The following is a 21,183-nucleotide window of genomic DNA, read 5'->3' on the forward strand; positions in this document are numbered from 1 at the left end:
GTGGAATTTTTCCGCATCAAAAAAGATATTCCCTTCATGCGTCACGCATTGGTACTCAATGCGATTTCTTTAATCACTTTCTTAGCGGCAGTATTTTTCCTCTGGCACAACGGTCTACATCTCTCTATCGAATTTACCGGTGGTACCGTCATGGAAGTTAGCTATCCACAAACAGCGCCACTCGACACTATTCGAGCTAAAGTTGCAAAGCTCGGCTACGCCGATACCCAGATTCAGAATTTTGGTAGCTCACGAGATGTCATGATTCGCCTGCCCTTGCAAAAAGATGCTGATGGTAGGCCCATTTCTTCAGCCGATCAAAGTAATGCAGTCATGCAAGTTCTTGATCCTGCAAATACTGGGGTAAAACTACAGTACGTCGAATTTGTTGGCCCTCAAGTAGGACAAGAGCTCGCTTTCGATGGCCTCAAAGCCTTGATCTTTGTGATTATTGGCATCGTGGTGTATTTATCCTTCCGCTTTGAGTGGAAATTTGCAGTCGCTGGCATCATTGCTAACTTACATGACATTGTGATCATCTTGGGCTTCTTTGCTTTCTTCCAGTGGGAGTTCTCCCTCTCAGTTTTGGCAGCAGTATTAGCAGTTTTGGGCTATTCAGTGAATGAATCCGTCGTGATCTTTGACCGAATTCGCGAGAACTTCCGTAAATATCGCAAGATGAATACCCGTGAAGTTATCGACAACGCAATTACGAGTACTATCAGCCGCACAGTCATTACTCATGGCAGTACTGAGATGATGGTTTTAGCGATGCTAATCTTCGGCGGTCCTACACTTTTCTACTTTGCCTTAGCACTCACCATTGGTATTTTGTTTGGTATCTATTCCTCAGTCTTCGTGGCAGCAGCCTTAGCAATGTGGCTCGGAGTTACTCGCGAAGACTTAATCAAGGGATATAAAAAACCAGATGACAACGCCCGTAATGATGACCCGAATTATGGGGCGCGAGTTTAAGCCCATGATTTAATCTGTTGATCAAGTGCAATTAAGATTCTCTCAGTGGCACCTTGATGTTCAACTGAGTAAGTTTTAGCAGCTACACTCATCTTTGCTAGCTCAGAGGCATTAGAAAGTAATTCTTTTAATACCTCCATCAGGACAATCGGTTCACCTAGAATTACATCGCCATGAATACGCTGAGCAGCACCTGCTTGCAGAGCATCTAAAGCTGCTTGCTGGAAGTTATAAGTATGTTCTCCCAATAAAACGGGGCAGCCTGCTGCACAGGCCTCAATGAGATTCTGGCCGCCAAAGGGCAATAGACTTCCACCCATCAACACTAAGTCAGAAGCGCTGTAGTACATTGGCATCTCACCCATAGAGTCACCCAAAACTACCTCTAAATTGATGCAATCACTTGGAGTGCTTGTCCATTCACTACGGCGACGAAACTTCAGACCAATGCTACTAATTTGTTCTGCCACTTCAGCAAATCGCTCAGGATGACGAGGCACCACACAAAGCAATGGAGGATTTTCAAAAGCATTGCTCATGAGTAGATCATTCCAGGCCTTGAGGATGATGGCCTCTTCACCATCGCGAGTACTAGAAGCACAGACCATTAATCGTTTATTGACCTGCAAATCTTGTCGCCACATTTTCCCCTGAGCAACTAAATCAGGATCGAGAGGAACATCAAATTTTATATTGCCAACTATCTGAATATTTTCTACGCCCAAACTACGATAACGCTGAGCGTCAAACTCAGTTTGTGCTAATACACCAGCAAAGGCTTGGAATAAGGCACGCCCTGCCTTACCAAATTGATTTACGCGACGAGCACTTCGTTCAGATAGGCGAGCATTCACCAAAAATAAAGGCAATCTGATCTCTTTGCCACGGAAGACCGCCGTTGGCCAGGCCTCCGTTTCCATAAATAGGCCAAACTGAGGTTTGAACGTATTTAAGAAATTCTCCACAGGCCAGCAGAGGTCATATGGTAAGTAGACTTGTCGAATTTGCCCATTAGCGATTGCCTGAGCAAATAATTGTTTTCCAGTGCGGCGCCCATTTAGCGTCATATGCGTTAAGAGAATCGATTCGCCCCTTGCTAAATAGGCCTCGATCAAAGGTTGGGCAGCCCTGGTTTCGCCAACAGATACAGCATGAATCCAAATGGATCCCTGATAAATCGGTTTTTTATAACCAAAACCTAAACGCTCTGGAATGTGGTGTAAGTAAGAGAAAGCATGACGTGCGCACCAAGCTAAGCGTATAATTGCCAATGGCAATAGAAGATGCCAGAGCAGTTGATAAAAAGCAAACCAGATGCGGGGACGCGCCCCATATTCTGAATTAGTCTTCAAACTCACTTTTTGAGACGTTCGGTCAGCTCGACCGCCTTACCCAAATACGAAGACGGAGTCATCTCCAAAAGTCGAGCTTTAGCATCCTCTGGAATTTCTAAACTTCGGATAAAGGCCTGAAGGTCCGCCTGATTGATCCCCGTGCCACGGGTCAATTCCTTAAGTTGCTCATAGGGATTCTCGATGCCATAACGACGCATTACAGTCTGGACCGGCTCTGCTAATACTTCCCAGCAAGCATCTAAATCAGCGGCAATCGCTGCATGATTCACCTCTAATTTACCCAGACCACATAGAGCACTGTCATACGCCAAAACACTGTGTCCAAGTGCTGGGCCTAAGTTACGTAAGACGGTCGAATCCGTCAGGTCACGCTGCCAACGAGAAATTGGTAATTTTTCTGCTAGATGACGCAATAAAGCATTGGCCACTCCTAAGTTGCCTTCGGAGTTTTCAAAATCAATGGGGTTCACTTTATGCGGCATGGTGGAAGAACCTATTTCACCTGCTTTAGTGCGTTGCTTGAAATATCCAACAGAGATGTACGCCCAGAAGTCGCGATCCATATCCAACAAAATCGTATTAGCGCGTGCAATTGCATCAAAGAGCTGTGCCATACCGTCATGGGGCTCGATCTGAATCGTATAAGGATTAAAGGTCAGACCCAAACGCTTCTCGACTACGCTCCTAGAGAAATTCTCCCAATCAAAATCAGGATACGCAGATAAATGTGCGTTGTAATTACCCACGGCGCCATTCATCTTGCCAAGCAATGGGACTGCGGCTATGACATCAATTGCACGCTCTAAGCGCCTAGCAATATTCGCAATCTCTTTACCAAGAGTACTTGGTGATGCTGGCTGACCATGGGTACGGGAAAGTAAGGGTACGTTAGCGTGCTCAATGGCAAGATCCGTCAGCACCGAGAGCACTATATAGAGTTGAGGTATGAGCACTTCATCACGAGCGCCACGCAACATCAAACCGTGCGAGGTATTATTGATATCCTCTGAGGTGCAAGCAAAGTGAATAAATTCACTTGCCTTTAATAAATCTGGGCGACCCGCAACTTTTTCTTTTAAGAAATATTCAACTGCCTTGACATCATGATTGGTTACCGCCTCGATATCTTTAATCCGCTGCGCGTCTACATCGGAGAAAGTGTCTGGTAAAGATAACAAGAATGCCTCGTCTGCTGCATTAATCTTTGGGACGTCGGGAAGACCAGCAGAAGCTAAAGCCAAAAGCCAATGGATCTCGATAAAAACCCGTTGTCGCATAAAAGCAGCCTCTGAAAGCCAAGGACGCAAAGCATCCAGCTTTCCGGCATAACGGCCATCGAGGGGTGAAAGAGCATTAAGGGTTGAAAGCGGCTGACTCACGAATATTGCCTTTGCATTGAATATGTCAATAAAGACTAATTTTAATGCGTTCCACGTTCCAGCAAAGCCTAAATAGGCTAGCTATCCTTATCCTATGAAACTACTCGGATCCCTCACTAGCCCCTATGTACGTAGGGTACGCGTTGTTTTTTACGAAAAAAGGTTGATGTTGACCTTGAATTAGAGAATGTCTGGTCTGCAGACACCAAAATGAGTGCTAGCAACCCCTTAGGGAAGGTGTCTTGCCTCATTGCTGAAGATGGCGAGCCTATCTATGATTCCCGCGTGATTGCTGAATATGCAGACGGCCTGAACCCAGTCAGCAAGCTTCTCCCCACAGACAATCGGGAGCGTGCGGCTGTAAAAACCTGGGAAGCCCTAGCCGATGGAATTATGGACACAGGTATTTTGGCCCGTTTAGAGCGCACTTTACGCCCTGCAGAGCAGCTGGGAGAAAACGCTTGGTATCAAGGTAATCAAATGACCCTAGCAGATATCGCAGTGAGGTGTGCAATTAGATATTTATTATTTCACTTTCCAGAAGTGAAATGGCAAACCCAATATCCAAACTTAGATCGCCTGTTTCAAAAGTTAATGCAACGAACTGCTTTTATTGAGACAGCTCCGCCTGCCGCTTAAATAGCGGCGGAGTAAATCCTCTTTTAGGCGGCAATAATTCCGCCACCCAAACAAATATTTCCGTCGTAGAGAACCGCAGATTGTCCTGGTGTTACAGCCCACTGAGCATCTGTAAAGCTCAGTTGAAAATTAAGATCTTTATCGCTTGCGCTCAAGGTACAGATTGCGTCTGACTGACGATAACGCGTTTTCGCAGAGTAGCATCCAGATATTGGCGCAGCACCAGAAACCCAACGGGCATCCATTGCAGAAAGACGATGAGCCAATAACCATGGGTTTTCATGCCCTTGCGCGACATATAGAGTGTTATTCGCAACATCTTTACGAGCCACATACCATGCGTCGCCATTACCATCTTGACTACCGCCTAAGCCGATGCCTTTGCGCTGACCTAAAGTGAAAAAAGCCAAACCCATATGCTCACCAACAATCTTTCCTTCGGGTGTTTTAATTGGGCCAGGTACACGCGGCAAATAACGATTTAAGAATTCTCTAAAAGGGCGCTCACCAATAAAACAAATACCGGTGGAATCTTTCTTCTTGGCATTGTGCAAACCAATCTTTTCAGCAATTTTTCTAACCTCTGTTTTCGGAATGTCTCCCAAGGGAAACATGACATTTGCCAATTGCTGCTGAGTCAAGCGATACAAGAAATAACTTTGATCTTTGCTAGCATCGGCTGCTTTTAGTAGCTGAACTTTGCCATCCACATGATGAACTCGTGCATAGTGTCCAGTAGCAATCGCATCTGCCCCCAAGCTCATGGCATGAGCTAAAAAAGCCTTGAACTTAATTTCTGCGTTGCACAAAACATCCGGATTCGGAGTTCGTCCTGCAGCATATTCTCGCAAGAAATCGGCAAATACACGCTCACGATATTCAGCTGCAAAATTAACCGCCTCGACGTCGATTCCGATCATATCGGCCACAGAAACCACATCGATCCAATCCTGACGCACCGAACAGTGCTCATCGTTGTCGTCATCCTCCCAATTTTTCATAAAAAGACCTATTACTTCAAATCCTTGCTCTTTGAGCATCCAGGCGGCAACCGACGAATCTACCCCACCAGACATGCCAATAACGACCTTCTTGGGCCCTTTAAGAGGGGTTTGAGTAGAAATAAGCTGGCTCATGAAAAAAATGCGAGAATCTTACCATCAGATAAATCCCATTGTAGAAGCCGCAACCAGACTTCGTATGATTTTCGGCACAACCATAGCCGACAGACTTGGGGATCCTATAAGTAGGTAAAACCTACCCTATTTATCTATAAAATAGACTTTCTTTATAAATTTTGCTTTTGGAGACATGCCATGCGCATAGGAGTGCCATTGGAAACAAGGCCCGGGGAAACTCGAGTAGCAGCCACACCAGAAACCGTTAAAAAATTTATCGGTCAAGGTCATACCGTTGTTATAGAAAAGGATGCTGGTGTCAAAGCTAGTCAACCTGACTCTGCATATGAGGCTGTTGGCGCAACCATTGGTAGCGCTGCCGATGCGTTTGGTGCCGAGATTGTTCTTAAAGTTCGTGCACCTGAAGCAGTCGAACTCAAACAAATTAAATCAGGTGCTGTACTTCTGGGCATGCTTGAGCCGTGCGATAACGACATGATTGCCGCTATGGCAACGCAAGGCGTAACCGCATTCTCATTAGAAGCCGCACCGCGCACAACTCGAGCTCAAAGCATGGATGTCTTATCCTCGCAAGCTAACATTGCTGGATACAAAGCGGTTATAGTTGCTGCAAATGAGTATCAACGCTTTATGCCAATGCTGATGACTGCTGCGGGTACCGTTAAAGCAGCCCGCGTACTGATTTTGGGTGCAGGCGTTGCAGGCCTACAAGCGATCGCAACTGCAAAGCGTTTGGGTGCTGTGATTGAAGCATCAGATGTGCGTCCTGCGGCTAAAGAACAAATCGAATCACTGGGCGCCAAGTTTGTTGACGTCCCATACGAAACTGATGAAGAGCGTGAGATTGCACAAGGTGTTAGCGGCTATGCCCGTCCAATGCCTGAGGCTTGGATGAAGCGTCAGGCAGCTTTAGTTGCTGAACGCGCACAACAAGCTGACATAGTCATCACAACTGCATTGATTCCTGGTCGTAAACCTCCGGTTCTCTTGCATCGCGATACTGTCGCCAATATGAAGCCAGGATCAGTTGTAATCGACTTAGCAGCTGGTAAGGGTGATAACGGCTCAGGTAACTGTCCATTAACTCAAGCGGATACAGTCGTCGTTGTCAACGGCGTAAAAATTGTTGGCTTTACCAATTTAGCAAGTATGGTGGGTGCTGACGCTTCAGCACTGTACGCACGTAACTTGCTCGATTTTATGAAACTCATTGTGGACAAGGAAGCGAAGTTGGTTATTCCAACTGATGATGACATCGTTACCGCTTGCTTAATGTGTCGTGATGGCCAAGCCATCCGCAAAAACTAATAGTCAAACTAAGGAAACATCATGGATCTCGCTGCCTTTCAAAGCATCCTCACCGTTCAAAACATTACTGTGTTCGTATTAGCCATTTTTGTTGGCTACCATGTGGTTTGGAACGTTACTCCTGCATTACATACCTCCCTCATGGCGGTAACCAATGCGATCTCTGGAATCATCGTCGTTGGAGCACTGCTTCAAACAGAAGTAATCGGCGGCGATGAAATTACCATAACTAGCATCCTTGGTGCAATTGCGGTATTCCTTGCTTCAAGCAATATTTTTGGTGGCTTTATGGTCACTCGTCGCATGCTTGAAATGTTCAGGAAAAAAGCTCCTAAAGCTGATGCGGCTGGAACTAAATAAAACCAGAATAGACCAAAAACAGAGACCAAAACTATGTCAAACATAACCGCCATTGCTTATCTCATTTCATCGGTGTTGTTCATCCTCGCTCTGCGCGGTTTATCCTCACCAACCACATCACGCCAAGGCAACACCTTCGGCATGATTGGTATGCTGCTAGCAGTCATCACCACTTTCTTTATGCCTGATTTCAAACCCGTTATTTCGCTGATCGGTATTGCGATTGTCGGTGGCGCCATTATTGGAATCATTGCTGCAAAACGCATACAAATGACCAAGATGCCCGAGTTAGTTGCTTTGATGCACTCATGTGTGGGTCTATCAGCGGTTTTAATTGCGATTGCAGCAGTATTTAACCCAGCACAAGACCATACCGGCACTCAAAAGATCGAACTCTTCATCGGTGCATTTATAGGCGCGATCACATTTACTGCTTCTGTTATTGCATTCGGTAAATTGTCTGGCAAAGTTAGTGGCACACCTGTGAGTTTTACTGGTCAACACTTACTTAATTTGCTTTTAGCCGTTGCTATGGTGGGCGCTGGTATTGCCTATTACTTGGGTGATAGGCATGCAGCCTTCTTGGCTATGTGTGCCATTGCATTAGTACTGGGTGTGACTTTAATCATTCCAATTGGTGGCGCAGATATGCCAGTGGTTGTTTCGATGCTCAATAGTTATTCCGGTTGGGCAGCGGCTGGCATTGGGTTTACCTTAAATAACCCAGTATTAATTATTGCTGGAGCTTGCGTTGGATCCTCTGGTGCCATTCTGGCTTACATTATGTGTAAGGCTATGAATCGCTCTATCGTTGCGGTACTGCTTGGCGGTTTCGGTGCTGAAGTTGCAGCTGGCGGTAGCAACGATGGTGGTCCTAAGAATTACAAAACAGGTTCACCTGAAGACGCTGCATTCCTGATGGAGAATGCTGAGACCGTGATTATTGTTCCCGGCTATGGCTTGGCAGTTGCTCGTGCTCAACATGCTTTAAAAGAGTTAACCGAGAAACTTACTCATCATGGTGTGACTGTGAAATATGCTATTCATCCAGTAGCTGGTCGTATGCCTGGACACATGAACGTTCTCTTAGCCGAAGCTGAACTTCCATATAATCAAGTGTTTGAAATGGAAGATATTAATAGTGACTTTGGACAGGCTGACGTTGTATTAGTGCTCGGCGCTAATGACGTGGTTAACCCAGCAGCTCGTACGCCAGGCAGCCCCATTTTTGGCATGCCGATTTTGGAGGCATTTAAAGCAAAGACCATCATCGTTAACAAACGATCGATGGCAGCTGGTTATGCTGGTCTCGACAACGAACTCTTCTATATGGATAAAACCATGATGGTCTTTGGTGATGCGAAGAAGGTCGTAGAAGATATGGTCAAGGCGGTTGAGTAATTCCACCCCTCAGATCATCAAGTAAGAAGCCGCCTTCTGGCGGTTTTTTATTTTTTGATTTCCTATAGAGCTCCCACCAATAAAAAACGCCTGGTCTTTTGAACCAGGCGTTTTATGCTTTCGATCGTATGGTATGACCGGGGAAATAAACAGCAATTACATCATGCCGCCCATACCGCCCATACCGCCCATGCCGCCCATATCAGGCATACCGCCACCAGCAGAGTCATCTTTTGGTGCCTCGGCAATCGCACAATCGGTAGTCAGTAATAAACCCGCAACAGAAGCTGCATTAACTAAGGCGGTCTTGGTTACCTTAGTTGGATCGATAACGCCTTGCGCAACGAGATCGCCATACTCACCAGTAGCCGCGTTGTAGCCATTGTTACCTTTGCTCTCTTGTACGACATTAACCACTACACCAGCATCTTCACCGGCGTTACTAACAATAGTACGGAGAGGTTCTTGCATAGCGCGCAAAACAATACTGATACCAGCGTCTTGATCTGCATTATCGCCCTTCAAGCCCTTGATACCTTGCATTGCACGAATCAATGCTACGCCACCACCAGGAACAATACCCTCTTCAACGGCTGCACGGGTTGCATGTAGTGCATCATCAACACGCGCCTTCTTCTCTTTCATCTCTACTTCAGTAGCAGCACCAACACGAATTACTGCAACACCGCCTGCCAACTTGGCAACACGCTCTTGCAATTTCTCTTTATCGTAGTCACTAGTCGCTTCTTCGATCTGAACTCGGATGTTCTTCACGCGAGCTTCAATCGCTTTAGCATCTCCAGCTCCATCAATGATGATGGTGTTTTCTTTGCCAACTTCAATACGCTTAACTTGACCTAGGTGCTCAAGGGTAGTTTTCTCGAGTGTGAGGCCAATTTCTTCAGCAACCACTGTGCCGCCAGTCAAAATTGCAATGTCTTCCAACATAGCTTTACGACGATCACCAAATCCTGGTGCTTTAACAGCACAAGTCTTGATAATGCCGCGAATATTGTTCACAACCAAGGTTGCTAGGGCTTCACCTTCAACATCTTCTGCAATGATTAACAACGGACGACCAGACTTTGCCACTTGCTCCAATAGAGGAAGCAAGTCACGAATGTTTGCAATCTTCTTATCAAACAAAAGAATATATGGGCTTTCCAATACAGCAACTTGTTTTTCTGGTTGATTGATAAAGTAAGGTGAGAGGTATCCACGATCAAACTGCATACCTTCAACTACTTCAAGTTCGTCTTCCAGAGACTTACCATCTTCAACAGTGATAACGCCTTCTTTGCCTACTTTTTCCATTGCCTTTGCAATATGCTGACCAATACTATGGTCACTATTTGCTGAGATAGATCCTATTTGAGCAATTTCTTTAGTCGTAGTGCATGGCTTGCTAATTTTTGCAAGCTCTCCAACTGCAGCTGTTACCGCTTTATCAATACCGCGCTTAAGGTCCATTGGGTTATGGCCTGCAACAACATACTTCATACCTTCGCGAACAATTGATTGCGCTAATACTGTGGCAGTAGTAGTACCGTCACCAGCGATATCAGCTGTCTTAGAAGCAACTTCCTTGACCATCTGCGCGCCCATGTTCTGCAGCTTATCTTTCAGTTCGATATCTTTTGCTACGGTTACACCATCCTTAGTAACAGTGGGACCGCCAAATGAACGCTCGATCACTACGTTGCGACCCTTAGGCCCCAACGTAGTTTTAACTGCGTTAGCAAGAATATTCACACCTTCGACCATCTTGGTACGGGCGTTATCTCCAAATACAACGTCTTTTGCTGCCATGATTAAATTCCTCTCTTAGATAGTGAAATTACTTCTGTACAACAGCCATGATGTCGTCTTCACGCATCACAATGAGCTCTTCGTTGTCAACTTTTACTGTCTGACCTGCATATTTGCCAAATAAAACGCGATCGCCGACTTTGACGTCAGGTGCGTTTAATTTGCCGCTTTCATCGCGCTTACCTGGACCTACAGCCAAAACTTCGCCCTGGTCAGGTTTTTCTGCGGCGGCATCAGGAATGATGATTCCGGAAGCGGTTTTTGATTCTTGATCTAAACGCTTGATGATGACGCGATCATGTAAGGGGCGCAAATTCATCTCTTCTCCTATGTTGGTAAGTGTTAACTATTAAAATAAACTATATAAATCAATGCTTTAAAAATCTCATTACACACAAATTAAGGAAAATTTAAAGTTAAAGTTAAATCACCTTTTAGCACTCGCGTGTAGGGAGTGCTGATTATATAGGTCTGAATGCACAGATTTCAAGGGAAGATCGCCATAAATTATTCGAGAACTGAACCCTTATTTATCCTGGAGACCGGTTGGTAGGAGTATTCCTACAGATAAATCAGCCCCAAGCCCTTACCGCTCCAATCCATCCTGCCTAGACTGGATAGTCACCGATTGGAGAATGCTGATGAGCCCGCAATCCCGGCTGTACACGTTTGTAAAGGCATGGAAGAACCAAACCCCTTCCAAGAAGTACGAGACGCCTGTGGCAACCCCTGGCTTGGTCTAAGTGACTAAGCTCTCAAAGAACACCAATCCTGGTCCAAAAGACAAGCGATTAGTCATGAACCCATTTTTAACTGTAAGGGAACAAAACTGACAGGATCATTATTTGGACCTCTGCGCGCTGCCTCTGATATGCAATTACTACATCTTTTTATGGAGGGCCTAGACACTATTACCTACTGGCATCGGAGTGGGCGACTGATTCCTAGTATTTTGTCTATGCCAAGTCATGCTATTGCTTCAAGTGGCTATGTAGATGCAATGAGTGAGCTCACTCTCAACTCTCGTCTACCAGTTGGCAAGGAAATCAACATACTCACCAACTCAAATTTACGCCAGCAATATTGGATAGTTCAGGATTTAGAAAAAGCTTCCACACTGATCGCAGACCATTCCTACGAAGGACTCATGATGTCGCCCGTAAGTCGCCATTGAGGCATCTGTTTGTGACAACGCTAATTCTGCCCTAGAGTTTATCCATCAACAAAATTTTGATCTTCTCCTAACAGACCAATCCATTTCAGGCAGGCTCGGCTCAGATCTTGCCAGGCACATCCGCAATTAAGGCAATCAGGCCCTCATCATTATTGGGATTACAGCAGATATTTATGCACTAGACTCACGTCATCAATTTTTGTCAGTGGGAATGAACGGCGTCCTCATTAAACCTTTAAGTCTGATGACTCTGGAAAACGAACTATCGCGATATTTTAGAGGCGAAGAATCGGATATTAAGGGTCAAAAAGAAGGGTGCATGACGAGATTCTTGCCACTCTTAGAAATAAAGACTTCGATCAAACAAGTTTTAGGAGCCTAGCTCATAAAGTCAAAGGTGGTGCACAGCTATTAAGTGCTACAAAGCGTATCCAGAACTGCGAAACACTGGAACAAAATGGCATCCTAGAAGAGCAAGTTTACGCCTTGAAGCAATTAATAGAAGGGCCGATTCTTCTCATTGAAGAATACCGTTCACGCTATTCAAAGATCTAGATATTCCATTTAAGCGCGGTAGGTTTATCTTATAGAGGATGGGCCCTTATTTTTTCGTTTACGACTATTTCTGATTAGTTTTTTATGGCTGGCTAGCTCTGTGGCCGCAGCCGATCGATCTATACCCCTTTAGATTCCTCAGACCGTCGTCAATAGTCTAGATCGCAATCAGATCCCCCTTGATTCGGTGAGCATTTCTATCTCAGAAATTGAGTCTAGGCGCCCCGGCAAACATACCGCCAGAAAAGTATTGGATTGGCGCGCCAACGGTCTTATGAATCCTGCTTCAACAATGCAGCTACTAACAACGCTGACGGGTTTAGATATTCTTGATCCGCAATATCGATGGCGTACTAACATTTATACCGATGTCGTAATTCGACAAGGGGTATTGAAAGATAATCTCTTTTTACAAGAAGCGGGGGATCCACAATTAGCTCCTGAAGAGCCAGCCAAGATGATGAAAGAGCTGCAAAATCTTGGCATTCAGACAATTGATGGAAATTTATTTTTTGATCGAAGCGCTTATGCGGATAGTGTTATGGAGCATAACACTATTGACGGTAAATCCTTACGTGCTTACAACGTTCCACCTGCTCCATTACGTTATGCATTTAGAACGCTTTCATTTCAATTAAGTAAATCTCGCACTGCTGACTTTATAGATATTACTTATACGCCAGCACTTTCGAAATTAAAAGTTGCTAACCAAATGTAATTGGTAGATCGTGTATGCGATAACTGAAAAAGTAATATTCGCTTTAATCTCGATCCCGAAGGGATCGGTACTACTAATCAAGCCTTAATCGCTCAATTTTCTGGAGCATTTCCAATGCTCATGCAGGGGTGTTAATTACAACGTGGTTGCATTAGATGTCAACACTTTTCTAACTCAGAGCTGTGCGGCTGCATGGGGGTTTGGCAGGCGGTACTTGGACACAGCCTCCAGTTGGCAAAAATGGTAACGTACTGCTGGCAGCAGCGCGACTATCCCTTCAGTTTGAAGTGAAGGGATTACACTAGCTGATGGTGTTTTCGAGATTAACAAATATTCTAATAGTGTCATGACCCGCCAACTTCTACTAACTTTGGCATTAGAAAAAATGGGTAAACCTGCGACCACTGCTAATGATGACCTTGTTGCGCAAAGTTGGCTTAGACAGAATGGCTTGGATTTTCAGGGAATTGTGATTGAAAACGGTTCAGACCTCTCTCGTAATGAGGCAATCATCTGCAAACCAGATGAATCAACTCTTAATAGCTGCTCGTGATTTACCAGTAGGCGATCTTTTTTATAGCAGCCTATCAATTGCCGGTACTGATGGCACCATGCGTAATCGTCTAATGAGTCAACTGCGGACGTTTTTACACCTCAAGAAGAAACCAGAAGCCAGAATCAAAACCGGCCCTCTCATTGATGAGAGGGCAATCTCAGGTTATGTCTTGAGTAAATCTGGAAAAATATATTCGGTTACTTCATTCATCAACCACCCAAATGTCTGGAAAGGATTAGAGGCTCACGATCACTGACTATCGTGGCTATTCGAAGATAGTTCAGAACCAAAACATGCACGCTGAAGACGGTCTCTAACACCGTCCCATTCTTCACCGACCGGCGGTTGCGGAAACAAAATTAAATCCCACCCCTGCTGATCTAGATCACGCAGAGAGCGATAAAGCCGGCTTGCGAATGTCACCGGATTTCTAGATAGAACCACTTCTTCTGCATCAATTGAGGGGTGATCCTCCAATCCTAAGGAGGATTCAGAATCCCAAACCACCACTGCAACTCGAGACTTTGTATCTGGATATTCACTCAAAGCGTCTAGAACACGTCCAGGAGCATACAAGCACAAAGGGGTGGTTGGCGCGTAATGGGCTTTGAGACTACCAGATACCCTTAGGGGTATCTGATGATGTTTGATTGTCCACTCCAATGCTCTTGATGTCTCCAGGCAGGTATACCTTCACACCAGTTTTAGACAAAATTTCCCCAGGAGTTCTTGCACCAGGTCTAAGAAGAGCTGCTTTGTCACCCGAAGATAAATCAATAATCGTGGACTCAATACCTACTTCACAATCACCGCCATCCAAGACCATCAAATCCAACATCCCCTCAAATTCATGACGAACGTCTGCAGCGCTTGTTGGCGACGCTTTTCCAAAGCGATTAGCTGATGGCGCTACTATGCCTCCTTTAAATTTTCTCAACAATTCTTGGGTAATCGGATGGGCTGGCGCACGAATTGCCACTGTATTCTGCCCACCAGTTAATTCATTTAAAACACTTTGATCTTTTTTCAAAACTAGTGTTAAAGGACCCGGCCAGAATGTATTAACTAGTTTAATCGTATCTTCTGACAAATCGCTTACCCAAGGTGCCAATAATGCAACCCAATCAATTTGTGACTGATCAAATTTATCTGGTGCAGCTAAGTGAACAATAAAAGGATGACGCAAAGGACGTCCCTTCGCACTAAAAATTTTCTTGATGGCCTCAGGATTTTTAGCATCAGCTCCCAAACCGTAAACGGTCTCAGTAGGAAATGTAACCAATCCACCATCACGCAGAGTTTGCACTACCTCATTGATTCCTACTGATGACTGCAGTGGCTTACTGTCGCTAGACATCCCTAGGGCTCAATTCCTAATTCGGCAGCAACAGCAGTACAGTTTTGGCGAGCCTCATTGAGAGCTTCACCCAAGCAATTGATATGGCCCATTTTTCTACCAATGCGTGGCTCTGATTTGCCATATAGATGCAACTTTGCATCTGGGTGAGCAAGCACCTTATTCCAAGCAGGCTCGCGAGCCTTATCTTCGCTACCCTCAAACCAAAGATCGCCCAATAAGTTCAGCATGGAAACAGGTGTAAGCAAGCGAGTATCCCCCAAAGGTAATCTTGCCATCGCTCTTACTTGCTGCTCAAACTGACTACTCACACAAGCATCCATGGTGTAGTGACCCGAATTATGCGGACGAGGCGCAATCTCATTGGCAACAATGTCCCCATTCTTGAGAACAAAGAACTCGACACAAAGCACTCCAACATAATGAATCTTACGAATGAGCGCCTTCGCTGCATCAATAATTTTCTTCTCTTGAGCAGGCTTTAGTGATGGGGCTGGCACAGTGGAGGTATGCAATATGCCATCACGATGAAGATTTTGAGAAACTGGGTAGGCTACTACTGCATCATCATAGCCACGCACAACTAGCGCTGATACTTCAAAATCTAATTCCATGCGCTTTTCAAGCACACAAGGCACGCACCCCAATTCATTCCAGGCAAGCGAAAGATCATCTTTACTGTAAACCGTTGCTTGACCCTTGCCGTCATAACCCATGCGAGCAGTCTTTAATATTCCAGGAAAAAGATCGGCTGGAGTTTGAGTAATATCAGCCTCATGCTCAATCACAAAATTGGGAGCTGGTCCAATATTGGTTTCCGATTTCCACGTAGCCAAGAAATTTTTCTCGGCAATACGGTTTTGCGCCAACGAAACACAACTGCTTCGCGGCGCTACAAACACCCCCAAAGACTCCAGCTCATCCAAGGCCTGAGCCGGAACATTTTCAAATTCAGTGCTGACGGATGAACATAAAGTAGCCATTTCTTTAAGGGCTGCACTATCTGTGTACTCAGCTTGAATAAATTTTTCAGCAATTGAGCCAGCAGGGCTATCCGAACCAGGATCCAATACGCAAACTTTGTAACCCATAACTTGAGCAGCTTGAGTAAACATCCGCCCCAATTGACCACCACCCAAAATTCCTAAATATGAACCCGGCAAAATGGGTTCTAAAAAGTCTGCCATCTAACTAGTATCCTGGCAAATTCATTGAACGCGCAGTATCAGACTGATTTGCTCGGAAATCATCTAGGCGCTTAGCCAAATCTACATCATGCAAGGCTAGACCTGCAATCACATGCAAGGCAGCGTTTGCCGCTCCAGCCTCGCCGATAGCGAATGTAGCCACTGGAATGCCTTTAGGCATCTGCACAATCGAATAGAGAGAATCTGCACCGCGCAAATATTTGCTTGCAACTGGCACACCATAAACCGGAACGGTGGTTTTTGAAGCAAGCATCCCGGGTAAATGTGCTGCGCCACCGGCGCCAGCAATAATGGCTTGCAGACCATTGGTCTTTGCTTGTTCTGCATACTGAAACATATCGTCTGGCATACGATGGGCAGAGAGGACTTTTGCTTCATGAGCAATACCAAATTGCTCGAGCATTTGAGCAGCGTGCTGCATAGTGTCCCAATCTGAATTGGAACCCATCACTATTCCGACAATTGGCTTCTGACTCATTGACCTCTCCAAGTACCCAAAACATTGACTATGCATTCTCCAAGGAATCTATGATCCCCCGAGAGATGAGCCCTTTCGTTATGCCTTCTCGGTTAAACGCGTGAGCGCTTCACGATACTTTTCGGCAGTTTTTTTAATAACATCAGCCGGTAGTTGCGGTGCGGGGGCAGTTTTAGGCCATAGTTTGCCATCCATCATCACTGTTTCAAGCCAATCACGCACAAACTGCTTATCGTAAGATGGTGGATTAGAACCTACATAATAAGTTTCGGCAGGCCAGAAACGTGAAGAATCTGCAGTGAGGATCTCATCCATCAATACCAGCTGACCATCAGCGTCTAGACCAAACTCAAACTTGGTATCCGCAATAATGATCCCGCGGGTAGCGGCATACTCGGAGGCTTCTTTATATAAACGAATACTCACTGCACGAATTTGATTGGCTAACTTTTCACCAATGATTTCAATCACTTTTTCAAATGAGATATTTTCGTCATGCCGACCAAATTCAGCTTTAGCAGCTGGGGTCAATATGGGTTCGGGTAATTTTTGTGCATTCTCCAAACCTGCTGGCAAAGTGATACCACATACCTTACCAGTCTCCTGGTAATCCTTCCAACCACTTCCAGCCAGATAGCCACGCACTACTGCCTCTACTAAAATTGGCTTTAAACGCTTTGCCACCACTGCACGACCTTTAACCTGCTCTACTTCATCTGAAGCAACTACCGTAGCAGGGTCAATACCAGTTAAATGATTCGGAATCACTGAAGCTAATTTTGCAAACCAAAAATTAGCCATTTGGTTCAGGACCATACCTTTTTCTGGAATCGGTTCACCCATCACGACATCGCATGCAGAAAGACGATCGGTTGTAACCATCAACAACTTATCGTCACCTAATGCATATACGTCGCGAACTTTTCCTTTGGACAACAAAGATAGCGACTTTATCGAGGTTGCATACAAAGCAGGCATATCTAAATCACTTCACAATTTGAGTTAATTTACCGCTCTTGTAAAGCTCCGCCATTTTCCCAAGAGAAATGGGTTTAATTTTGGAAGCCTGACCAGCTGAACCAAAGGCCTGGAAGCGGGCAATACAGACTTTTTTAGCAGCCTCACGAGCTGGTTTTAAATAGTCACGTGGATCAAACTTACTGGGATGCTCAATAAAGTAACGACGAATTGCTCCAGTCATCGCCAATCGAATGTCGGTATCGATATTGATTTTGCGTACACCATTTTTAATGCCCTCTTGAATTTCTTCAACTGGAACACCGTAGGTTTCTTTCATATCACCACCAAATTCGCGAATCTCAGCGAGTAATTCTTGAGGAACGCTTGACGACCCATGCATTACCAAATGCGTATTCGGAATCCGCACATGAATCTCTTTGATGCGATCGATTGCCAAAATGTCGCCAGTAGGTTTTTTACTAAACTTATAGGCGCCATGGCTAGTTCCAATTGCAATTGCCAGTGCATCGCACTGAGTCGCCTGTACAAAATCAGCTGCCTGCTCAACATCAGTCAGTAACTGTTCGCGCGTCATCTTGCCATCAGCACCATGACCATCCTCTTTATCGCCTTGCATGGTTTCCAGAGAACCCAATACGCCCAGCTCAGCTTCAACCGTTACGCCAATCGAATGAGAGAACTTCACCACTTCTTTAGAGACATCTACGTTGTACTCATAGCTAGCAACGGATTTACCATCGGCCTCTAGCGAGCCATCCATCATCACACTTGTAAAGCTACTCTTAATAGCGGCCATACAAACAGCTGGACTTTGGCCATGGTCTTGATGCATTACTACCGGAATATGAGGATACGCCTCAACTGCAGCAGAAATGAGGTGGCGTAAAAATGCTTCACCGGCATATTTTCGAGCACCAGCAGACGCTTGCATAATGACTGGAGAGTCAGCTTCATTAGCTGCTTCCATGATTGCCGTTACTTGCTCTAAATTATTCACGTTAAATGCTGGTAGGCCGTAACCATTTTCAGCAGCATGATCCAAGAGTTGTCTTAAAGATACTAAAGCCATGATGTTCTCTTAATAAATGGTAATTGGAATGTATGTAAATCAGTTCTCAATATGCGAATTACTTCACATGAATAATTTTGAGAGTATTGGTTCCACCAGGCTCACCCATTGGCTCGCCAGAAGTCAAAACGACTGCATCACCTTTGTTAACGGCGCCGATTTTCTTCAAGCACGTTTCAACCTCTTGTAAAGCTGTGTCACGATCTTTGGTGTAATCCAAGCCTATCGGGGTGACATTGCGATAAGCACTTAAAGCACGCTGAGTAGCAATCTTTGAGGTTAATGCAAAAATCGGCACATGAATATTGTGACGACTCATCCATATCGCAGTTGAACCTGAGTCTGTCAAAGCAGCAATGGCATTAGCGTTTAAGTGGTGCGCTGTAAACAGAGCGCCCAAAGCAATCGTTTGATCAATGCGGGTAAAGGTCTGATCTAAAAAGTCGGTATCAAGCTTTACACGATCCGACTTCTCAGCTTCAACACAAATTTCAGCCATCGCTTTGATAGTCTGTACAGGATACATACCTGCTGCAGATTCAGCAGATAGCATGACTGCGTCAGTGCCATCCAATACTGCATTGGCAACGTCACTAACTTCTGCACGTGTTGGCACTGGAGCACTAATCATAGACTCCATCATTTGGGTAGCAGTTATCGTAAATTTATCCGCCTCACGCGCCCACGCAATCATGCGTTTTTGTAGCGCAGGTACTGCGGCGTTACCAACCTCAATAGCGAGATCGCCACGAGCAACCATAATTCCATCACTTTCCACAATAATACTTTTGAGAGCATCGGGCTCAATCGCTTCTGCACGCTCTACTTTGGCGACAGTCCTGACTTTACCAACACCATACTTTGCACTAGCTGCATCAGCCAATTTACGGGCATAGGCCATATCAGCGCCAGCTTTCGGAAAGCTGATGGCCAAAAAATCCACTCCCATCGCAATCGCCGCATCTAAATCGGCAATGTCCTTCTCTGTAAGCGCTGGAGCTGTTAGACCACCTCCTGCACGATTGATACCTTTATTATTGGAGAGTGGTCCGCCCTGTTCAACCAGAGTAAAAATTTCTCCGCCTTTGACGCTTTGAACACGCAACACAACCAAACCATCATTTAACAGGAGACGATCGCCGGATTTCACATCATTTGGCAACTCTTTGTAATCCAGACCTACTCGGTCTTGATTGCCTAACTCACAAGCAATATCAAGAGTAAATTTTTCACCTTCCTTGAGAAGGACTTTGCTGTTTTCAAATTTACCGACACGAATTTTAGGGCCTTGTAGGTCAGCCATGATGCCAACTTCTTTACCCACGTCCGCAGAAATTGAGCGCACCAAATCATGGCGCGCCTTGTGGTCAACAACAGTTCCATGAGAAAAATTCATTCTCACAACATCCACACCAGCGCGAATCATGTCCCGCAAGACTTCAGGTTTTTCAGAAGCAGGCCCGAGGGTCGCAATGATCTTTGTTGCTCTTATCATAATTAGTCTTTCGCTCTTTCAGCAAGCACCGCAAAGGCCGGTAGGGTTTTGCCCTCTAGGAATTCCAAGAAAGCGCCACCGCCAGTAGAAATATAATCTACTTGATTTTCAATACCGTACTTAGCAATAGCCGCCAAAGTATCACCGCCTCCTGCAATTGAGAACGCAGGAGAGTGTGCAATAGCCGCAGCCAACATCTTTGTACCACCACCAAACTGATCGATCTCAAATACACCTAGTGGTCCATTCCAAACAATTGTGCCAGCATGAGCCAGCATGATGGATAAACGCGCTGCAGTCTTTGGACCAATATCTAAAATCATGTCATCATCAGCAACTTGATCTGAAGGAACGCGGTTTGCACGAGCCAGCGGGGAAAGCTCATTTGCAACAACTACATCCTCTGGAATCGGAACATGAGCGCCACGCTTTTCCATGATCTCCATAATTTCTTTGGCTTCATTTACTAAGTCTGGTTCAGCTAAGGATTTACCGATTGGCAAGCCTTTTGCCAACATAAAGGTATTAGCGATTCCACCGCCAACGATGAGCTCATCTACTTTTTCAGATAAAGCTTTCAAGATCGTGAGCTTCGATGAAACTTTAGAGCCAGCTACGATTGCAACCAATGGACGCTTAGGGCTTGCTAATGCACGACTGAGCGCATCTAACTCAGCAGCCATTACAGGGCCCGCGCAAGCTATTGGAGCAAATTTTGCCACTCCGTGGGTAGTAGCCTCAGCACGATGCGCAGTTCCAAAAGCATCATTGACGTATATGTCACAAAGTGCAGCGATCTTTTGCGCCAACTCATCGTTATTCTTTTTTTCACCAACATTTAAGCGACAGTTTTCCAGTAAAACTAATTCGCCTGGATTGACTTCAACCCCACCATTGATCCAATTACTAATTAAGGGAACCTTGCGATTCAACAAACTAGCAATGCGATCAGCTACCGGCGCTAGGCTATCTTCAGGCTTAAACTCACCTTCCGTTGGACGACCTAAATGCGAGGTCACCATCACAGCGGCTCCCGCGTCTAAACACATCTGCACTGCTAGCATTGACGCCCTAATTCGAGTGTCCTCAGTGATATTGCCGGCTTCGTCTTGAGGAACATTTAGGTCTGCGCGGATTAATACCCGCTTTCCCTTTAATTGACCTGAGTTGGCTAATTCGCTTAAACGCTTAACTTTGAACAAGGATTCCGGCATGGGCTTGGATAAA

At 45.3% G+C, this 21,183-nt stretch carries 22 protein-coding genes and 1 pseudogene; 10 read left to right on the forward strand and 13 right to left on the reverse strand.

From position 1 onward, the window contains the following. Positions 1 to 975 (forward strand): protein translocase subunit SecF, encoded by a 975-nt coding sequence (gene secF, locus DXE31_RS02295; protein ID WP_114697672.1) that lies wholly within the window; start codon positions 1 to 3, stop codon positions 973 to 975. Here the strand turns inward: secF and DXE31_RS02300 are convergent. Continuing rightward, positions 972 to 2,333, reverse strand: coding sequence for a 3-deoxy-D-manno-octulosonic acid transferase (locus DXE31_RS02300; RefSeq protein ID WP_114697673.1), 1,362 nt, complete (start codon positions 2,331 to 2,333; stop codon positions 972 to 974). The genes secF and DXE31_RS02300 overlap by 4 nt on opposite strands. After that, entirely contained in the window at positions 2,330 to 3,709 is a 1,380-nt protein-coding gene (gene purB / locus DXE31_RS02305) for an adenylosuccinate lyase (RefSeq protein ID WP_114697674.1), read from the reverse strand. Before purB ends, DXE31_RS02300 begins: the two co-directional genes overlap by 4 nt. A gap of 94 nt (positions 3,710 to 3,803) precedes the next feature. Between purB and DXE31_RS02310 the strand changes: the two are divergent. Then, positions 3,804 to 4,348 (forward strand): annotated as a pseudogene (locus DXE31_RS02310) (glutathione S-transferase N-terminal domain-containing protein). A 23-nt stretch (positions 4,349 to 4,371) separates the two neighbouring features. On the opposite strand, the gene mnmA reads toward DXE31_RS02310, so the two are convergent. Further along, entirely contained in the window at positions 4,372 to 5,484 is a 1,113-nt protein-coding gene (gene mnmA, locus DXE31_RS02315) for a tRNA 2-thiouridine(34) synthase MnmA (protein WP_114697675.1), read from the reverse strand. 180 nt (positions 5,485 to 5,664) lie between these two features. Here mnmA and DXE31_RS02320 point away from each other — a divergent pair, with 180 nt between their 5' ends. The 3 genes from DXE31_RS02320 to DXE31_RS02330 are packed head-to-tail and all read left to right on the forward strand — an operon-like array spanning position 5,665 to position 8,556. Further along, positions 5,665 to 6,795 carry a Re/Si-specific NAD(P)(+) transhydrogenase subunit alpha gene (locus tag DXE31_RS02320; RefSeq protein WP_114697676.1) on the forward strand — a complete coding sequence of 377 codons (1,131 nt, stop codon included), beginning with the start codon at positions 5,665 to 5,667 and terminating at the stop codon, positions 6,793 to 6,795. A 21-nt stretch (positions 6,796 to 6,816) separates the two neighbouring features. Continuing rightward, positions 6,817 to 7,155: a proton-translocating transhydrogenase family protein gene (locus tag DXE31_RS02325; RefSeq protein WP_114697677.1), complete on the forward strand. Its 339-nt coding sequence runs from the start codon at positions 6,817 to 6,819 to the stop codon at positions 7,153 to 7,155. Between the two features lie 33 nt (positions 7,156 to 7,188). Continuing rightward, entirely contained in the window at positions 7,189 to 8,556 is a 1,368-nt protein-coding gene (locus DXE31_RS02330) for an NAD(P)(+) transhydrogenase (Re/Si-specific) subunit beta (protein ID WP_114697678.1), read from the forward strand. 156 nt (positions 8,557 to 8,712) lie between these two features. Here DXE31_RS02330 and groL read toward each other — a convergent pair whose 3' ends face one another. Together groL and DXE31_RS02340 are read right to left on the reverse strand one after the other, a co-directional pair. After that, positions 8,713 to 10,365 carry a chaperonin GroEL gene (gene groL, locus DXE31_RS02335; protein ID WP_114697679.1) on the reverse strand — a complete coding sequence of 551 codons (1,653 nt, stop codon included), beginning with the start codon at positions 10,363 to 10,365 and terminating at the stop codon, positions 8,713 to 8,715. A gap of 28 nt (positions 10,366 to 10,393) precedes the next feature. Next, positions 10,394 to 10,684: a co-chaperone GroES gene (locus DXE31_RS02340; RefSeq protein ID WP_114697680.1), complete on the reverse strand. Its 291-nt coding sequence runs from the start codon at positions 10,682 to 10,684 to the stop codon at positions 10,394 to 10,396. A 552-nt stretch (positions 10,685 to 11,236) separates the two neighbouring features. On the opposite strand from DXE31_RS02340, the gene DXE31_RS10085 reads away from it, so the two are divergent. The 5 genes from DXE31_RS10085 to DXE31_RS11955 all read left to right on the forward strand — a co-directional run bounded on the left by DXE31_RS10085 (position 11,237) and on the right by DXE31_RS11955 (position 13,624). Further along, the gene (locus DXE31_RS10085; protein ID WP_197712104.1) at positions 11,237 to 11,539 is read left to right on the forward strand and encodes a hypothetical protein; all 303 of its coding nucleotides are present in this window, start codon (positions 11,237 to 11,239) and stop codon (positions 11,537 to 11,539) included. Between the two features lie 315 nt (positions 11,540 to 11,854). Then, the gene (locus DXE31_RS02355; RefSeq protein WP_114697681.1) at positions 11,855 to 12,094 is read left to right on the forward strand and encodes a hypothetical protein; all 240 of its coding nucleotides are present in this window, start codon (positions 11,855 to 11,857) and stop codon (positions 12,092 to 12,094) included. A 187-nt stretch (positions 12,095 to 12,281) separates the two neighbouring features. Further along, positions 12,282 to 12,812, forward strand: a complete 531-nt coding sequence (locus tag DXE31_RS10090; protein WP_197712105.1) for a D-alanyl-D-alanine carboxypeptidase — start codon at positions 12,282 to 12,284, stop codon at positions 12,810 to 12,812. Positions 12,813 to 13,158: 346 nt separating this feature from the next. Then, positions 13,159 to 13,365, forward strand: coding sequence for a D-alanyl-D-alanine carboxypeptidase (locus DXE31_RS11950; RefSeq protein WP_197712237.1), 207 nt, complete (start codon positions 13,159 to 13,161; stop codon positions 13,363 to 13,365). Then, positions 13,337 to 13,624 carry a D-alanyl-D-alanine carboxypeptidase gene (locus DXE31_RS11955; protein WP_197712106.1) on the forward strand — a complete coding sequence of 96 codons (288 nt, stop codon included), beginning with the start codon at positions 13,337 to 13,339 and terminating at the stop codon, positions 13,622 to 13,624. The genes DXE31_RS11950 and DXE31_RS11955 overlap by 29 nt, the downstream gene beginning before the upstream one ends. On the opposite strand, the gene DXE31_RS02365 is transcribed toward DXE31_RS11955, so the two are convergent. From DXE31_RS02365 to DXE31_RS02400, 8 genes are all read right to left on the reverse strand, one after another. After that, a complete protein-coding gene (locus DXE31_RS02365) occupies positions 13,618 to 14,031 on the reverse strand; it encodes a Sua5 family C-terminal domain-containing protein (protein ID WP_162785523.1) in 414 nt (137 codons plus the stop codon). The genes DXE31_RS11955 and DXE31_RS02365 overlap by 7 nt on opposite strands. Further along, positions 13,982 to 14,725 (reverse strand): L-threonylcarbamoyladenylate synthase, encoded by a 744-nt coding sequence (locus DXE31_RS02370; protein WP_114697683.1) that lies wholly within the window; start codon positions 14,723 to 14,725, stop codon positions 13,982 to 13,984. The genes DXE31_RS02365 and DXE31_RS02370 overlap by 50 nt, the downstream gene beginning before the upstream one ends. Positions 14,726 to 14,727: 2 nt before the next feature. Further along, complete coding sequence (locus tag DXE31_RS02375; protein ID WP_114697684.1) at positions 14,728 to 15,912, reverse strand: 5-(carboxyamino)imidazole ribonucleotide synthase; 1,185 nt, start codon at positions 15,910 to 15,912, stop codon at positions 14,728 to 14,730. Positions 15,913 to 15,916: 4 nt separating this feature from the next. Beyond that, positions 15,917 to 16,411: a 5-(carboxyamino)imidazole ribonucleotide mutase gene (gene purE / locus DXE31_RS02380; protein ID WP_114697685.1), complete on the reverse strand. Its 495-nt coding sequence runs from the start codon at positions 16,409 to 16,411 to the stop codon at positions 15,917 to 15,919. A gap of 78 nt (positions 16,412 to 16,489) precedes the next feature. Then, entirely contained in the window at positions 16,490 to 17,389 is a 900-nt protein-coding gene (locus DXE31_RS02385) for a phosphoribosylaminoimidazolesuccinocarboxamide synthase (RefSeq protein ID WP_114697686.1), read from the reverse strand. A gap of 7 nt (positions 17,390 to 17,396) precedes the next feature. After that, positions 17,397 to 18,461, reverse strand: coding sequence for a class II fructose-bisphosphate aldolase (fba, locus tag DXE31_RS02390; RefSeq protein WP_114697687.1), 1,065 nt, complete (start codon positions 18,459 to 18,461; stop codon positions 17,397 to 17,399). A 58-nt stretch (positions 18,462 to 18,519) separates the two neighbouring features. Continuing rightward, positions 18,520 to 19,956, reverse strand: a complete 1,437-nt coding sequence (pyk, locus tag DXE31_RS02395; RefSeq protein ID WP_114697688.1) for a pyruvate kinase — start codon at positions 19,954 to 19,956, stop codon at positions 18,520 to 18,522. Between the two features lie 2 nt (positions 19,957 to 19,958). Then, on the reverse strand, positions 19,959 to 21,170 hold the full coding sequence (locus DXE31_RS02400; RefSeq protein ID WP_114697689.1) for a phosphoglycerate kinase: 1,212 nt from the start codon (positions 21,168 to 21,170) through the stop codon (positions 19,959 to 19,961). Positions 21,171 to 21,183 lie beyond the last annotated feature (13 nt).

This window comes from Polynucleobacter necessarius, assembly GCF_900095185.1.
In the GTDB taxonomy this organism is placed as follows: domain Bacteria; phylum Pseudomonadota; class Gammaproteobacteria; order Burkholderiales; family Burkholderiaceae; genus Polynucleobacter.

What these genes read in the sequence shown, in the direction of transcription:
- DXE31_RS11950 (WP_197712237.1), top strand. Translation starts at nt 13,159, where the DNA reads ATGACCCGCCAACTTCTACTAACTTTGGCATTAGAAAAAATGGGTAAA.
- DXE31_RS02385 (WP_114697686.1), bottom strand. Translation starts at nt 17,389, where the DNA reads ATGCCTGCTTTGTATGCAACCTCGATAAAGTCGCTATCTTTGTTGTCC.
- DXE31_RS02375 (WP_114697684.1), bottom strand. Translation starts at nt 15,912, where the DNA reads ATGGCAGACTTTTTAGAACCCATTTTGCCGGGTTCATATTTAGGAATT.
- purE (WP_114697685.1), bottom strand. Translation starts at nt 16,411, where the DNA reads ATGAGTCAGAAGCCAATTGTCGGAATAGTGATGGGTTCCAATTCAGAT.
- pyk (WP_114697688.1), bottom strand. Translation starts at nt 19,956, where the DNA reads ATGATAAGAGCAACAAAGATCATTGCGACCCTCGGGCCTGCTTCTGAA.
- DXE31_RS02325 (WP_114697677.1), top strand. Translation starts at nt 6,817, where the DNA reads ATGGATCTCGCTGCCTTTCAAAGCATCCTCACCGTTCAAAACATTACT.
- DXE31_RS02400 (WP_114697689.1), bottom strand. Translation starts at nt 21,170, where the DNA reads ATGCCGGAATCCTTGTTCAAAGTTAAGCGTTTAAGCGAATTAGCCAAC.
- DXE31_RS11955 (WP_197712106.1), top strand. Translation starts at nt 13,337, where the DNA reads ATGAATCAACTCTTAATAGCTGCTCGTGATTTACCAGTAGGCGATCTT.
- DXE31_RS02330 (WP_114697678.1), top strand. Translation starts at nt 7,189, where the DNA reads ATGTCAAACATAACCGCCATTGCTTATCTCATTTCATCGGTGTTGTTC.
- DXE31_RS02370 (WP_114697683.1), bottom strand. Translation starts at nt 14,725, where the DNA reads ATGTCTAGCGACAGTAAGCCACTGCAGTCATCAGTAGGAATCAATGAG.
- DXE31_RS02320 (WP_114697676.1), top strand. Translation starts at nt 5,665, where the DNA reads ATGCGCATAGGAGTGCCATTGGAAACAAGGCCCGGGGAAACTCGAGTA.
- mnmA (WP_114697675.1), bottom strand. Translation starts at nt 5,484, where the DNA reads ATGAGCCAGCTTATTTCTACTCAAACCCCTCTTAAAGGGCCCAAGAAG.
- groL (WP_114697679.1), bottom strand. Translation starts at nt 10,365, where the DNA reads ATGGCAGCAAAAGACGTTGTATTTGGAGATAACGCCCGTACCAAGATG.
- DXE31_RS10085 (WP_197712104.1), top strand. Translation starts at nt 11,237, where the DNA reads ATGCAATTACTACATCTTTTTATGGAGGGCCTAGACACTATTACCTAC.
- DXE31_RS02340 (WP_114697680.1), bottom strand. Translation starts at nt 10,684, where the DNA reads ATGAATTTGCGCCCCTTACATGATCGCGTCATCATCAAGCGTTTAGAT.
- fba (WP_114697687.1), bottom strand. Translation starts at nt 18,461, where the DNA reads ATGGCTTTAGTATCTTTAAGACAACTCTTGGATCATGCTGCTGAAAAT.